12 protein-coding genes are annotated in these 14,158 nt (G+C 58.6%); all 12 read right to left on the reverse strand.

Annotated features, from left to right (window positions below; translation table 11 throughout):
• Positions 1-6: 6 nt before the first annotated feature.
• The 12 genes from nuoM to nuoA all read right to left on the reverse strand — a co-directional run bounded on the left by nuoM (position 7) and on the right by nuoA (position 13,697).
• Positions 7-1,536: an NADH-quinone oxidoreductase subunit M gene (nuoM, locus tag GT756_RS17810; protein ID WP_004201738.1), complete on the reverse strand. Its 1,530-nt coding sequence runs from the start codon at positions 1,534-1,536 to the stop codon at positions 7-9.
• Positions 1,537-1,834: 298 nt separating this feature from the next.
• Positions 1,835-3,676 carry an NADH-quinone oxidoreductase subunit L gene (gene nuoL / locus GT756_RS17815; RefSeq protein WP_004201740.1) on the reverse strand — a complete coding sequence of 614 codons (1,842 nt, stop codon included), beginning with the start codon at positions 3,674-3,676 and terminating at the stop codon, positions 1,835-1,837.
• Positions 3,673-3,975 (reverse strand): NADH-quinone oxidoreductase subunit NuoK, encoded by a 303-nt coding sequence (nuoK, locus tag GT756_RS17820; protein ID WP_002913148.1) that lies wholly within the window; start codon positions 3,973-3,975, stop codon positions 3,673-3,675. Before nuoK ends, nuoL begins: the two co-directional genes overlap by 4 nt.
• The gene (gene nuoJ, locus GT756_RS17825) at positions 3,972-4,526 is read right to left on the reverse strand and encodes an NADH-quinone oxidoreductase subunit J (protein ID WP_004201743.1); all 555 of its coding nucleotides are present in this window, start codon (positions 4,524-4,526) and stop codon (positions 3,972-3,974) included. Before nuoJ ends, nuoK begins: the two co-directional genes overlap by 4 nt.
• Before the next feature lie 10 nt (positions 4,527-4,536).
• Positions 4,537-5,079, reverse strand: coding sequence for an NADH-quinone oxidoreductase subunit NuoI (nuoI, locus tag GT756_RS17830; RefSeq protein WP_002913152.1), 543 nt, complete (start codon positions 5,077-5,079; stop codon positions 4,537-4,539).
• 14 nt (positions 5,080-5,093) lie between these two features.
• Positions 5,094-6,071, reverse strand: a complete 978-nt coding sequence (gene nuoH / locus GT756_RS17835; RefSeq protein WP_002913156.1) for an NADH-quinone oxidoreductase subunit NuoH — start codon at positions 6,069-6,071, stop codon at positions 5,094-5,096.
• Positions 6,068-8,794 carry an NADH-quinone oxidoreductase subunit NuoG gene (nuoG, locus tag GT756_RS17840; RefSeq protein WP_004201744.1) on the reverse strand — a complete coding sequence of 909 codons (2,727 nt, stop codon included), beginning with the start codon at positions 8,792-8,794 and terminating at the stop codon, positions 6,068-6,070. The genes nuoH and nuoG overlap by 4 nt, the downstream gene beginning before the upstream one ends.
• Positions 8,795-8,827: 33 nt before the next feature.
• Complete coding sequence (gene nuoF, locus GT756_RS17845; protein ID WP_002913158.1) at positions 8,828-10,165, reverse strand: NADH-quinone oxidoreductase subunit NuoF; 1,338 nt, start codon at positions 10,163-10,165, stop codon at positions 8,828-8,830.
• Positions 10,162-10,662 carry an NADH-quinone oxidoreductase subunit NuoE gene (gene nuoE / locus GT756_RS17850; RefSeq protein WP_002913160.1) on the reverse strand — a complete coding sequence of 167 codons (501 nt, stop codon included), beginning with the start codon at positions 10,660-10,662 and terminating at the stop codon, positions 10,162-10,164. Before nuoE ends, nuoF begins: the two co-directional genes overlap by 4 nt.
• A gap of 2 nt (positions 10,663-10,664) precedes the next feature.
• A complete protein-coding gene (nuoC, locus tag GT756_RS17855) occupies positions 10,665-12,473 on the reverse strand; it encodes an NADH-quinone oxidoreductase subunit C/D (RefSeq protein WP_004201746.1) in 1,809 nt (602 codons plus the stop codon).
• An 87-nt stretch (positions 12,474-12,560) separates the two neighbouring features.
• A complete protein-coding gene (nuoB, locus tag GT756_RS17860) occupies positions 12,561-13,235 on the reverse strand; it encodes an NADH-quinone oxidoreductase subunit NuoB (RefSeq protein ID WP_002913178.1) in 675 nt (224 codons plus the stop codon).
• Between the two features lie 15 nt (positions 13,236-13,250).
• Positions 13,251-13,697 carry an NADH-quinone oxidoreductase subunit NuoA gene (nuoA, locus tag GT756_RS17865; RefSeq protein ID WP_002913181.1) on the reverse strand — a complete coding sequence of 149 codons (447 nt, stop codon included), beginning with the start codon at positions 13,695-13,697 and terminating at the stop codon, positions 13,251-13,253.
• Positions 13,698-14,158 lie beyond the last annotated feature (461 nt).

Raw genomic sequence — 14,158 nt, forward strand, 5'->3', positions numbered from 1 at the left:
GGCGAATTACGGCCTTGTAGTAGAAACAGAATTAACAAACCACTGCTGAATGTTGCTCATCGCAGCATGCGAGGTGTCGAGGATCGGCTGCGGGAAGAAGCCCAACAGCACCAGCAGCACCACCAGCAGCAGGATGATAGACAGTTCACGCAGGGACATCCCCGGCAGCGCTTTCGCCGCGATTTCGCTTTTCGCTTTACCGAAGTAAGCGCGATGCAGCATCGACAGCGAGTAAACGGACGCGAATACCAGACCAAAGGTCGAGATCACGGTGATCACCGGCACCACTTTATAGCTGCCGAACAGGATCATAAATTCGCCGACGAAGTTACCGGTGCCCGGCATCCCCAGGGTGGCGACGGCGAAGAACATCGACATCGCCGGCAGCCATTTGATTTTGCTCCACAGACCGCCCATCTGACGCATGTCACGGGTATGTAGACGTTCGTACAGCTGGCCGCAGAGAATAAACAGACCCGCCGCGGAGAGACCGTGAGCAATCATCTGGATCACCGCCCCCTGATACGCCAGCTGGCTGCCGGTGTAGATAGCAATCAGCACGAAGCCCATGTGGGACACGGAGGTGTAGGCGATGAGACGTTTGATATCAGTCTGGGCAAAGGCCATCCACGCACCGTAGAAGATCCCGATCACGCCCAGCCACATGGCGATAGGCGCAAACTCGGCGGAGGCGTTCGGGAACAGCGGCAGCGCAAAGCGCAGCAGACCGTAGGCCGCAGTTTTCAGCAGGATCCCCGCAAGGTCGACGGAACCGGCGGTCGGCGCCTGGGAGTGGGCGTCCGGCAGCCAGCCGTGCAGCGGCACCACTGGCATTTTCACCGCGAAGGCGATGAAGAAGCCGAGCATCAGCAGATATTCCACGCCGTGGGACATCGGGGTTTTCAGTAGCTCTTCATAGTTGAAAGTCCACACGCCGGTGGCGTTGAAGTGGACGAATGCCAGCGCCAGAATGGCAATCAGCATCACCAGGCCGCTCGCCTGGGTATAGATGAAGAACTTGGTGGCCGCCGTGATACGCGTTTTACCATCAGAGGCTTTGTGGCCCCACAGCGCGATCAGGAAGTACATCGGCACCAACATCATTTCCCAGAAGAAGAAGAACAGGAACATGTCGATGGCGAGGAACACGCCGATGACGCCGCCCAGGATCCACATCAGGTTGAGGTGGAAGAAGCCCTGGTATTTTTCGATTTCGCGCCAGGAACAGAGCACCGCCAGCACGCCGAGCAGGCCGGTCAGCACTACCATCAGCAGCGACAGGCCGTCGATCGCCAGATGAATGCTAATGCCGAAGCGTGGGATCCACGGCAGCACGAACTCAGACTGCCACTGCGGAATACCCGCGGATTGCGTCAGAGAATAGCCGCCCTGCATCCACAGCTGCAGGCCAAGCACCAGCGTCAGTCCCATGGTAATCAGCGCGATCCAGCGCGGCACTTTCACGCCAAAGCGTTCGGTCTGCCAGCACAGGAAGCCGCCGATAAAGGGGATTAATATCAACCAAGGCAATAACATGGTGATTTTTATTCCTTATTTAAGTCCGGTTCAGGCTATCTTACTCGTCATAACGAACTCCGGCTGTGCTCACAATCCTCACGTACTTTAGTACGCTCCGATTGCTCCGCGCAGGCGGCGTCCACTTTGACTTCGCCGATAACGCCTGTCCTTTACGACCTGATTTTCAACGAATTCTCACAGAAAATTCACTTCGGTTTGAGGCTTGTTTTGTCAGGTGGAGCTAATGCTAACCCGACCTACGCTCCCGTAGGCCCGGCAAGCACCGCGCCGCCGGGCAACACAAAGGTTCTCAAACTCAACGCAATACCATCAGCAGCGCCAGCACCACCACCGCGCCAATGCTCATTGACGCCACATACCAGCGCAGATAGCCGTTCTCGCTCACCAGCAGGCCTTTACCTGCGAAGCGGGAGAGGAGCGCCGGGATGTTCATCAACGAGTTCAGCGGATCGCTCTTCAGCAGCCAGGCAATGCCGAGGAATGGCTTAACGAATACTTTGTCGTATAACCAGTCGAAGCCCCAGGCATGGAACCACCAGGTACCGAAGAAGCGGCCAGGCGCGCTGTTGGCGATAGAGGTCACCAGGGTGCGTTTGCCCAGCCACAGCCATGCGGCGATCAGGATGCCGGCAATAGCGATGATCCCGGAGGCAATCTCCAGCGTCATCACGCTGCCGTGTGCCAGTTCAGTGGTCTGCGGTAAGACGCCTTCCAGCGGCGGCACGATCAGCGCGCCAACGAAGGTGGACAGCACCAGCAGCACAATCAGCGGCAGATGATGGGTGATCCCCTTCCCTGCGTGCGCGTGAATTTGCTCTTTACCGTGGAACACAATGAAAATCATGCGGAAGGTGTACAGCGAGGTCATAAAGGCGCCGACCAGGCCCGCCACCATCAGGTTGATATGGCCGTTGGCCATCGCCCCCGCCAGAATCTCATCCTTACTGAAGAAGCCTGCGGTAATGAGCGGCAGAGCGGACAGCGCCGCGCCCCCCACCAGGAAGCAGACGTACACCAGCGGAATAGATTTGCGCAGGCCGCCCATCTTGAAGATGTTCTGTTCGTGATGGCAGGCGAGAATCACCGAACCAGACGACAGGAACAGCAGCGCTTTAAAGAACGCGTGAGTCATCAGATGGAAAATCGCCGCGTCCCATGCCTGCACGCCCAGCGCGAGGAACATGTAGCCAATCTGGCTCATGGTGGAGTAAGCGAGAACGCGTTTAATGTCGGTCTGCACCAGCGCGGCGAAGCCCGCCAGCACCAGGGTAACCGCCCCGACGATCCCGACCAGATGCAGCACTTCCGGCGTCATCAGGAACAGACCGTGGGTACGGGCGATCAGGTAGACGCCCGCGGTGACCATGGTCGCGGCGTGGATCAGCGCGGAAACCGGCGTCGGACCCGCCATCGCATCGGCAAGCCACGTTTGCAGCGGCAGCTGGGCGGATTTACCGACCGCGCCGCCGAGCAGCATCAGCGTCGCCCACTGCAGCGTGGTGCTGCCGTTAGCAAAGTGCTGCGGCGCCAGCTCAACCATTTCGCGGAAGTTGAGGGTACCCAGTTCGTTGTAGAGGATGAACAGCGCGAAGGCGAGGAACACGTCGCCGACGCGGGTCACCACAAACGCTTTCATCGCTGCGGCGCCGTTCTTCGGATCGGTGTAGTAGAAGCCGATCAGCAGGTAAGAGCAAAGACCCACCCCTTCCCAACCCAGGTACATCAGCAGCAGGTTGTCGGCCAGTACCAGAACCACCATGCTGGCGATAAACAGGTTGGTGTAGGCGAAGAAGCGGGAGTAGCCCTCTTCACCGCGCATATACCAGGAGGCGAACATGTGGATCAGGAAGCCGACGCCGGTCACCACGGAGAGCATGGTCAGCGACAGGCCGTCCAGCACCAGGTTGAAGCCGATGTTGAAATCCCCTACCGACATCCAGGTCCACAGCGGCACGCTGACCGCCTGTTTGCCGTTAGCGAAAAAGTCGACGCCGACATAGGCGGTGACCAGCGCCGCCAGGCCTACCGAGCCCATGCCAACGGTGGCGGAAAGGTTTTCCGACCAGCGCCCGCGGGAGAAGGCCAGCAGCACAAAGCCAATCAATGGCAAAAGAATGGTTAAGGCAAGCATGTTCATCCACGCAACTCACTTACTGAATCGATGTTCAGGTTCTGGCGGCGACGATGGAGCTGCAGCAGCAGCGCCAGACCGATACTCGCTTCCGCAGCCGCAAGGCTGATGGCGAGGATATACATAATCTGACCATCTGCCTGGCCCCAGTAGCTGCCCGCCACCACAAAGGCCAGCGCGGCGGCGTTAATCATGATTTCCAGGCTGATCAACATAAACAGCAGATTGCGGCGGATCACCAGCCCCGTCAGACCAAGCACAAACAGGATGGCCGCGAGGATCAGTCCATGTGTTAAGGGGATCATGCGTGTTCCTCCGTTTTTCTTTTGTCGCTGTCGTTCACGCGGTTGCTCAGCACCTCGCCGGCGCGCTCTTCGCGACCGATGTGGAAGGCGACCACCAGGCCCGCCAGCAGCAGCATGGAGGCCAGCTCCACCGCCAGGACGTACGGCCCAAACAGCGCAATACCCACTTCTTTAGCGTTGATTGCCGCGCCGTCGATACCCTGGTCGTTAATCCCCAGAATGGCGTAAACGATAACCACCAGCAGCACTGCGGAGAGGATGGCCGGGCCAATCCAGATCCCCGGCTGCAGCCATTTGCGTTCCTGTTCGATTTCGCTGCCGCCCAGGTTGAGCATCATCACCACGAAGACGAACAGCACCATAATGGCCCCAGCGTAGACGATAATCTCCAGCGCCCCGGCGAAGTACGCGCCCAGCGAGAAGAACACCCCGGCAATCGCTAACAGCGAAATGATCAGGTACAGCAGCGCATGCACCGGATTGGTGTGAGTGACGACCCGCAAGGTTGCGAGGATGGCGATCAGGCCACAGATATAAAAAGCGAATTCCATTGCCCTCTCCTTACGGTAACAGGCTCTTGACGTCGATCGGCTTAGCTTCGTTTTCCGCTTCGCCCTTATCTTTGCCGTCGATTGCCATACCCGCCATCCGGTAGAAGTTATATTCCGGGTATTTGCCCGGACCGGAAATCAGCAGATCCTCTTTTTCGTACACCAGATCCTGACGTTTGTATTCACCCAGCTCGAAGTCAGGGGTCAACTGGATCGCCGTGGTCGGGCACGCTTCTTCGCACAGACCGCAGAAGATGCAGCGTGAGAAGTTGATGCGGAAGAACTCAGGGTACCAGCGGCCGTCTACCGTCTCTGCTTTCTGCAGCGAAATACAGCCCACCGGGCAGGCTACCGCACACAGGTTACAGGCGACGCAGCGCTCTGCACCGTCCGGATCGCGCGTCAGCACGATGCGGCCGCGATAACGCGGCGGCAAATAGACCGGCTCTTCCGGGTACATCCGGGTTTCACGTTTGGCGAAGGCATGCAGGCCAATCATCCAGATACTCCGGACCTGGGTGCCGAACCCCACCAATAATTCTTTTAAGGTCATGTTCAATTCACCCCTTATTGCGCCTGCCAGAGAATGACAGCCGCCGTTACCAACAAGTTGACCAGCGTTAACGGCAGGCATACCTTCCAGCCAAAGGACATTACCTGGTCATAGCGCGGACGCGGTAATGATGCGCGGATCAAAATGAACATCATCATGAAGAACGCGGTTTTCAGCGCGAACCAGATGAAAGGAGGTAACCACGGGCCATTCCAGCCGCCGAAGAACAGCGTGACGATCAGCGCTGAAACGGTGACGATACCGATGTATTCACCCACGAAGAACAGACCGAACTTCATGCCGGAGTATTCAATGTGGTAACCATCGGCCAGCTCCTGCTCCGCTTCCGGCTGGTCGAACGGGTGACGGTGACACACCGCCACGCCGGCGATGGCGAACGTCACGAAGCCGAAGAACTGCGGGATAACGTTCCACAGATGCGCCTGGTTGTTGACGATATCGGTCATATTGAATGACCCCGCCTGCGCCACCACGCCCATCAGGGAGAGGCCGAGGAACACTTCGTAGCTTAGGGTCTGCGCGGAAGCACGCATCGCCCCCAGCAGGGAGTATTTGTTGTTGCTCGACCAACCGGCGAACAGCACCGCGTAAACCGCCAGGCCTGCCATCATCAGGAAGAACAGGATCCCGATGTTCAGGTCAGCCACCACCCACGTCGGGCTGACCGGCACGATAGCGAAGGCCAGCAGCAGCGAGGTAAAGGCGATAACCGGCGCCAGAGTAAAGATCACGCGATCGGAAAAGCGCGGGATCCAGTCCTCTTTAAAGAACATCTTGATCATGTCGGCGACCAGCTGCAGCGAACCGCCCCAGCCCACCCGGTTTGGCCCGTAGCGGTTCTGGAACAGACCGAGCAGACGACGCTCGCCGAAGCTCATGAACGCGCCGCAGGTGACCACCACCAGCAGAATGACCACGGCCTTCAGGATGCTTAACAGAATGTCGATAAGATCCGGCGTTAACCAGCTCATGCTTTCGCCTCCTGCAGTGAATCAATACGCGATCCGGTCAGTACCGGCGCAATGCCCGGCATGCCCATCGGTAAGCCAACCTGCCCTGCGGTCAGACCTTCAGAGATAACCAGCGGCAGACGCAGGGTCTGGCCTTCCACGCTAAAGGAGAGCATCGCCCCGGCGTTGACGCCAAGCTTCGCGGCATCCGCCGGGTTCAGCTTGATGTACGGCTCAGGCATCCGGCTCTGGAACACCGGCGCGCGCTGTGACAGCTCATCGCTGCCAAACAGGTGATAATAAGGTGCGATACGCCATTTCCCCTCTTCCGCCTGGAAGCTGGCCGGCACCGCCGTGAAGTATTCCAGCCCGCTGGCGGAAGCTTCAAACAGGCGGACGCCCGGATCGCCATGGCGCAGTTTCCCGCCCACTTCATCCTGGAACTTGTTCCATGCCTGCGGGGAGTTCCAGCCCGGCGCCCAGGCGAACGGGATCTGCGAACGCGGGGCAGACGGCTGGTTGTTCCCTTCCATGGAGAAGGCGAACATCGTGTCTTTATCCTGCGGCTGACGCGGCTCGTGGACGCTGATGTTAGCGCGCATCGCCGTGCGGCCGCTGTAGCGGTGCGGTTCACGCGCCAGTTTCTGCCCACGAATGCGGAAGGTCGCATCCGGCGCGGCATCTTTTATGCCCGCCAGCTGCGGCAGTGCGGCAATCGCGGCATCGATAACGTGGTCCAGCTGCGTCCAGTCAACCTGACGGTTGTTAACGGTGCTGTGCAGAGAATGCAGCCAGCGCCAGCTTTCCAGCATCACGGTTTTCGCGTCGTAGTAGGCCGGGTCGTAGACCTGGAAGAAACGCTGGGCGCGGCCTTCGTTGTTCACCACGGTACCGTCGCTTTCCGCAAAGCTTGCCGCGGAGAGCACCAGGTGCGCTTTGTCCATAATCGCCGTGCGCTGATGGTCAACCACCATCACCAGCGGCGCTTTGGAGAGCGCTGCGTCGACGCGGGCGGCGGAAGCATGACGGTGAAGGTCGTTTTCCAGCACGATAACTGCGTCTGCGGCACCGCTTTCCAGTTCGTCGAGCGCCTCCTCAAGCGAGCCGCCGCCGATCATACCCAGACCGACGCTGTTCACCGCGCGGGCAACCATGGTCACGCCGACGTCGGCGCCACGGCCTTTCAGGGCTTTCGCCACGTTAGCGGCGGCCTGGATGATCTCCATGCTGCCGGCGTTGGTCCCGGAAATAATCAGTGGTTTTTTCGCCCCGGCCAGCGCCTGGACGATGACATCGACTTTACCCTGCAGTTCGCGGCTCAGGCCGTCAACCGCCGGCGCGCTGTCGTCCAGCGCATGGGCGATGGCGAAGCCGAGACGCGCCTGATCTTCTACCGGCGCGCGGTAGGTCCACGCGGCGATGTCATCCAGGCGGGTGTCATCGATGTTGGTGACGAATAGCGGGTGCTTGGCGCGCTGGCCGATGTTGAGGATCGCCGCAATCTGCCAGTCGGCCACTTTCTGTGCCGCCGCCATTTCGCGTGCTTTCCCTTTCACCGCCTGACGCACCGCCAGCGCGACGCGCGCGCCGGTCTGGGTAATGTCTTCGCCCAGCACCAGTACCGCGTCGTAGGATTCGATATCGCGCAGGCTTGGGGTGTGGATCCCACCTTCGCGAAGCACTTTCAGCATCATCTGCAGGCGCGCTTGTTCGCCTTTGGCGATGCCGGTATAGAAATTGTCGGCGCCCACCAGCTCGCGCAGCGCGAAGTTGCTTTCAATGCTGGCGCGCGGGGAGCCGATGCCGATCACTTTCTTCGACTGGCGCAGAATATCCGCCGCGCCCTGCATCGCCTGCTCGGCGTTGAGGGTAATCAGATCGTCGCCGCGGCGCTGAACCGGCTGACGCGGACGGTCTTTCAGGTTCACGTAGCCATAGCCGAAACGACCGCGGTCGCAGAGGAAGTAGCGGTTAACGGTCCCGTTATAGCGGTTTTCGATACGACGCAGCTCGCCATAGCGTTCGCCCGGGCTGATGTTGCAGCCAATGGAACACTGCTGGCAGATGCTCGGCGCAAACTGCATGTCCCACTTACGGTTATAACGCTCGGAGTGCGTTTTATCAGTGAAGACGCCGGTCGGGCAGACTTCCACCAGGTTGCCGGAGAATTCGCTCTCCAGGGTGCCATCTTCCGGGCGGCCGAAGTAGACGTTGTCGTGGGCGCCATAGACGCCCAGATCGGTGCCGTCGGCATAATCTTTGTAGTAGCGCACGCAGCGGTAGCAGGCGATGCAGCGGTTCATTTCGTGAGAAATAAACGGCCCCAGATCCTGGTTGCGGTGGGTACGCTTGGTAAAACGATAGCGGCGGAAGCTATGGCCGGTCATCACCGTCATATCCTGCAGGTGGCAGTTGCCGCCCTCTTCGCAGACCGGGCAGTCGTGCGGGTGGTTGGTCATCAGCCACTCCACCACGCTTTCGCGGAACTGCTTCGCTTCGCCGTCGTCGATAGAAATAAAGGTGCCATCGGATGCCGGAGTCATACAGGACATCACCAGGCGACCACGCGTGTCTTCCGCGTTCTGATATTGCTTCACCGCACACTGGCGGCAAGCACCGACGCTCCCTAGCGCCGGATGCCAGCAAAAGTAGGGAATATCAAGCCCAAGAGAGAGACAAGCCTCCAGCAGGTTGTCCGCTCCGTTGACCTCGTATTCTTTGCCGTCTACATGAATCGTAGCCATTAGCGTGCTTCCAAAAATAAAAAAACCTTTAGATTACCAGCGCGTCTTAAGCAGGTTCGGCTGAATCCCGTTGATTGCATGGGTATTGCTGAACTGCTGCTTAATGCCAGCCTCGAATTCTTCGCGGAAATATTTAATCGCGCTCTGCAGCGGCTCAACCGCGCCCGGCGCGTGCGCGCAGAAGGTTTTCCCTGGGCCCAGGAATCGACACAGTTGCTCAAGCGTTTCGATATCGCCAGGCTGACCTTCGCCGCGCTCCAGGGCGCGCAGGATCTTCACGCTCCACGGCAGACCATCGCGGCACGGCGTACACCAGCCACAGGACTCGCGGGCAAAGAACTCTTCGAGGTTGCGCACCAGCGAGACCATGTTGATCTCGTGGTCAACGGCCATCGCCAGCGAGGTACCCAGACGGCTGCCCGCTTTACCAATGCTTTCGAACTCCATCGGCAGATCGAGGTGCGCTTCGGTGAGGAAGTCGGTCCCTGCCCCACCCGGCTGCCAGGCTTTAAACTTCAGGCCATCGCGCATACCGCCGGCGTAATCTTCAAGGATCTCGCGGGCCGTGGTGCCGAACGGCAGCTCCCAAACGCCCGGGTTCTTCACGCGGCCGGAGAATCCCATCAGCTTGGTGCCGGCATCTTTACTGGTGGAGATGTTCTGGTACCACTCGACGCCGTTAGCCAGAATCGCCGGCACGTTGCACAGGGTTTCCACGTTGTTGACGCAGGTCGGCTTACCCCACACGCCGGAGCTCGCCGGGAACGGCGGCTTGGAGCGCGGGTTAGCGCGGCGGCCTTCCAGGGAGTTGATCAGCGCCGTCTCTTCGCCGCAGATATAGCGTCCTGCCCCGGTGTGGACAAACAGCTCGAAGTCAAAACCAGTGCCGAGGATATTTTTCCCCAGCAGGCCCGCCTCGGTGGCTTCGGCAATCGCGCGGCGCAGATGCTGGGCCGCTTCGATATACTCTCCGCGCAGGAAGATGTAGCCGCGATAAGCCTTCAGCGCAAAGGCGGAGATCAGCATGCCTTCCACCAGCAGGTGCGGGAGCTGCTCCATCAGCAGGCGGTCTTTATAGGTGCCCGGCTCCATCTCATCGGCGTTACACAGCAGGTAACGGATGTTCATGGATTCGTCTTTCGGCATCAGGCTCCACTTCAGACCGGTGGAGAAGCCCGCGCCGCCGCGCCCTTTCAGGCCAGCGTCTTTTACCGCCGTGACGATCTCGTCCGGCGCCATGCCGGTCAGCGCTTTTCGCGCCCCTTCATAGCCATTTTTGCTGCGATACTCGTCCAGCCAGACCGGCTGCTTGTCGTCGCGCAGGCGCCAGGTGAGCGGATGCGTTTCCGCAGTACGAATTACGGTTTTCATTTGTACTGCTCCAGCAGGTCAGGAATTGCCTCCGGCGTCAGATGGCTGTGAGTGTCCTCATCAATCATCATGGTCGGTCCCTTGTCGCAGTTGCCCAGGCAGCAGGTCGGCAGCAGGGTAAAGCGGCCATCAAAGGTGGTCTGCCCTGGCTTGATGTTCAGCTTCTTCTCGATGGCGGCCTGAATCCCCTGATAGCCGGTAATGTGACACACCACGCTGTCGCAGTAGCGGATCACGTGACGGCCAACCGGCTGGCGGAAAATTTGGCTATAGAACGTCGCCACGCCTTCGACGTCGCTGGCCGGGATGCCCAGCACATCGGCAATGGCGTAGATCGCGCCATCCGGCACCCAGCCGCGCTGTTTCTGAACGATTTTCAGCGCTTCGATGGACGCCGCACGCGGGTCTTCGTAGTGGTGCTTCTCGTGCTCAATAGCCTCACGCTCTGCCGCACTCAGCTCAAAAGCCTCGGTTTGTGGTTGTTGATTCTCGTGCATAATTAGCGGTCCACGTCTGACATAACAAAATCGATACTACCCAGATAGACGATCAGGTCGGATACCAGGCTGCCGCGGATCGCCGACGGGATCTGCTGCAGGTGCGCAAAGCTCGGCGTGCGGACGCGGGTACGGTAGCTCATGGTGCTGCCGTCGCTGGTCAGGTAGTAACTGTTAATCCCCTTGGTCGCCTCAATCATCTGGAAGGATTCGTTGGCCGGCATGACCGGGCCCCACGATACCTGCAGGAAGTGGGTGATCAGGGTTTCGATATGCTGCAGCGTGCGCTCTTTCGGCGGCGGCGTGGTCAGCGGGTGATCCGCTTTGAACGGCCCTTCCGGCATATTGTCGAGGCACTGCTGAAGAATGCGCAGGCTCTGGCGCAGCTCTTCGACTTTCAGCATCACGCGGGTGTAGCAGTCAGAAACGCCGCCACCGGTCGGGACTTCGAAGTCGAAATTTTCGTAGCCAGAATAAGGACGCCATTTACGCACGTCGAAGCCGATACCGGTGGCGCGCAGGCCTGCGCCGGTGGTGCCCCACTCCAGCGCCTCTTTGGCGGTATAGGCTGCCACGCCGACGGAACGGCCCTTCAGAATGGTGTTGCGCAGGGCGGCTTTTTCATAGGAGTCCAGACGCTTCGGCATCCACTCGAGGAACTCACGCAGCAGACGATCCCAGCCGCGCGGCAGATCGTGCGCGACGCCGCCGATGCGGAACCACGCCGGGTGCATACGGAAACCGGTGATCGCTTCCACCAGATCGTAGATTTTCTGCCGATCGGTAAAGGCGAAGAAGACCGGCGTCATCGCGCCGACGTCCTGAATAAAGGTTGAGATATACAGCAGGTGGCTGTTGATGCGGAACAGTTCGGAGAGCATCACGCGGATCACGTTGACGCGATCCGGCACGGTGATCCCGGCCAGTTTTTCTACGGCCAGCACGTACGGCATCTCGTTGACGCAGCCGCCAAGGTATTCGATACGGTCGGTGTACGGGATGTAGCTGTGCCAGGACTGGCGCTCGCCCATCTTCTCGGCGCCGCGGTGGTGGTAACCGATATCCGGCACGCAGTCGACGATCTCTTCGCCATCCAGCTGCAGAATAATGCGGAAGGCACCGTGCGCGGACGGGTGGTTCGGACCGAGGTTGAGGAACATGAAGTCCTCGTTGTCGGTGCCGCGTTTCATGCCCCACTCTTCCGGTTTGAAAGTCAGCGCTTCCATCTCCAGATCCTGTTTGGCTTTGGTCAGCTCAAACGGATCGAATTCGGTGGCGCGCGCCGGGTAGTCTTTACGCAGCGGGTGGCCTTCCCAGGTCGGCGGCATCATGATGCGACGCAGATTTGGGTGGCCATCGAAGGTAATACCAAACATTTCCCAGGTTTCACGTTCATACCAGTTGGCGTTGGGGAACAGTTTGGTGAAGGTTGGCAGATGCAGATCGTTTTCAGACAGCGCCACCTTGAGCATGATGTCGCGGTTGCGGTCGATGGAAATCAGGTGATAGAAAACGGAAAAATCCGCGGCGGGCAGGCCATCGCGGTGCGTGCGCAGACGTTCGTCCATACCGTGCAGGTCAAACAGCATCACGTAAGGCTTCGGCAATTTCTTCAGGAAATCACCCACCTCAAGCAGCTGTTCGCGCTTGACCCATACCACCGGTACGCCGGTGCGGGTTGGCTGAACGGTAAAGGCATCCGGCCCAAAGCGGTTGCGCAGTTCGCCGATCACCGGGTCATCAAGGTGATCGCGGGTTTGCCAGGCTGGTGCGGCGTCATGCGCGGTTAAATCGGTCATATTGTTCACCATTGCAAAAGGTCCGTGGTGACTGCCGGGCGAGACTTCGCGCTGTTGTAGATTGATTTGCGAAGTGTTTCTCCCGCCCGCAGGCGCAAATTAAATCTCGTCCGGCGTCCGCAGATTGGTCACTGCAATACGTTCGCCGCGTTTACGCTCGCGTTCCGACTGCATATTGGCGCGATAGACGCCCTGATCGCCAACCACCCATGAGAGCGGACGACGTTCTTTACCAATGGACTCCTGCAGCAGCATCAGCGCCTGCATATAGGCCTCCGGACGCGGCGGGCAGCCCGGGATGTACACATCGACCGGGATGAATTTATCCACGCCCTGGACGACGGAATAGATGTCGTACATGCCGCCGGAGTTCGCGCAGGCGCCCATGGAAATCACCCACTTCGGCTCCAGCATCTGATCATAGAGACGCTGAATCACCGGCGCCATTTTGGTGAAGCAGGTTCCGGCGACCACCATCAGGTCCGCCTGACGCGGAGAGGCGCGCAGAACTTCGGCCCCAAAGCGCGCAACGTCATGCACCGCAGTGAATGACGTCACCATTTCCACATAACAGCAAGAAAGGCCGAAGTTATACGGCCAAATTGAGTTCTTACGGCCCCAGTTCACCATGTCATGCAGCGCGTGTTCGAGTTTCCCCATATACACGCTTTTGTTGACTTCCTGCTCCAGGGGGTCGGTAACGATCTCCTGTTTCTGCAGGGGGTAACGGTCGTTCTCACCGTTAGGATCTATGCGGGTGAGCGTATAATCCATCTTATTGCCTCGCTTTTACTGCATATGACGGTTAGTGGGACTGTCTGTTTCCGGGTTAACCAGCGTGCGACGGGAACGCGCAGGCGTCCAGTCCAGTGCGCCGATGCGAACGAGATAAACCAGACCAGCCAGTAGCACTAAAATGAAAATTGCGGCTTCCACAAAGCCGACCCAACCGCTCTCGCGGATGGAGGTCGACCATGCGTAGAGATACAGGGCTTCCACGTCGAAGATAACGAAGAACATGGCAACCAGATAAAACTTCGCAGAAAGACGTAAGCGGGCCGAACCAACGGAGTCGATCCCCGATTCAAACGGCGTGTTTTTGCTACGCGCGCGCGCGCGACCGCCAAGGTACCAGCCGCCGACGAGCATCAGGCAGCACAGGCCGATAGCGATGATGAGAAATATAGCGAATGCCCAGTGATGAGCGATGACTTCAGTGGATGTTGACATACGCATTGCTTAACCAAAAAAGTGTAGCGCCAAAACCCTCTGCTCTTACTGGCAGATGAACGCCACAGCGTTTCACGGGAGGAATAAAAAATAACCGTGCAAAAAAGCGTCCCTGGAAGATGTGAGAAGCCCAGATGCCGTGGCTTTTTACCCCTTTCTTTAACCTTTTGTCAACTTTAACAAAAGTTTTCATAACATTAATTTACATTGGAATCTTTTCATTAACATTAAATGCCCTTTTATGCGAAATAACCTTGCATACTGTTCGGTTTTAGTGTTGTTGAATCGTGTCCGTTTCCGTCGTAAATCAAAAATCCCTGCTATTTTGACAGGATTTAGCCTCGATTCCTCCCCCCAAAGAGGGGTATTTTCTTGATCTGCGACACGGTTTTGTTAATTACCCCAGGAAATCGGCAACAATCCATCCGGTTTTTTAACATTAGCAGGAAGTGTTGAAAGTGCTGGGA

The organism is Klebsiella sp. Q2 (genome assembly GCF_009900705.1).
GTDB lineage: Bacteria > Pseudomonadota > Gammaproteobacteria > Enterobacterales > Enterobacteriaceae > Klebsiella > Klebsiella quasipneumoniae.

What these genes read in the sequence shown, in the direction of transcription:
- nuoM (WP_004201738.1), bottom strand. Translation starts at nt 1,536, where the DNA reads ATGTTATTGCCTTGGTTGATATTAATCCCCTTTATCGGCGGCTTCCTG.
- nuoL (WP_004201740.1), bottom strand. Translation starts at nt 3,676, where the DNA reads ATGAACATGCTTGCCTTAACCATTCTTTTGCCATTGATTGGCTTTGTG.
- nuoK (WP_002913148.1), bottom strand. Translation starts at nt 3,975, where the DNA reads ATGATCCCCTTAACACATGGACTGATCCTCGCGGCCATCCTGTTTGTG.
- nuoJ (WP_004201743.1), bottom strand. Translation starts at nt 4,526, where the DNA reads ATGGAATTCGCTTTTTATATCTGTGGCCTGATCGCCATCCTCGCAACC.
- nuoI (WP_002913152.1), bottom strand. Translation starts at nt 5,079, where the DNA reads ATGACCTTAAAAGAATTATTGGTGGGGTTCGGCACCCAGGTCCGGAGT.
- nuoH (WP_002913156.1), bottom strand. Translation starts at nt 6,071, where the DNA reads ATGAGCTGGTTAACGCCGGATCTTATCGACATTCTGTTAAGCATCCTG.
- nuoG (WP_004201744.1), bottom strand. Translation starts at nt 8,794, where the DNA reads ATGGCTACGATTCATGTAGACGGCAAAGAATACGAGGTCAACGGAGCG.
- nuoF (WP_002913158.1), bottom strand. Translation starts at nt 10,165, where the DNA reads ATGAAAACCGTAATTCGTACTGCGGAAACGCATCCGCTCACCTGGCGC.
- nuoE (WP_002913160.1), bottom strand. Translation starts at nt 10,662, where the DNA reads ATGCACGAGAATCAACAACCACAAACCGAGGCTTTTGAGCTGAGTGCG.
- nuoC (WP_004201746.1), bottom strand. Translation starts at nt 12,473, where the DNA reads ATGGTGAACAATATGACCGATTTAACCGCGCATGACGCCGCACCAGCC.
- nuoB (WP_002913178.1), bottom strand. Translation starts at nt 13,235, where the DNA reads ATGGATTATACGCTCACCCGCATAGATCCTAACGGTGAGAACGACCGT.
- nuoA (WP_002913181.1), bottom strand. Translation starts at nt 13,697, where the DNA reads ATGCGTATGTCAACATCCACTGAAGTCATCGCTCATCACTGGGCATTC.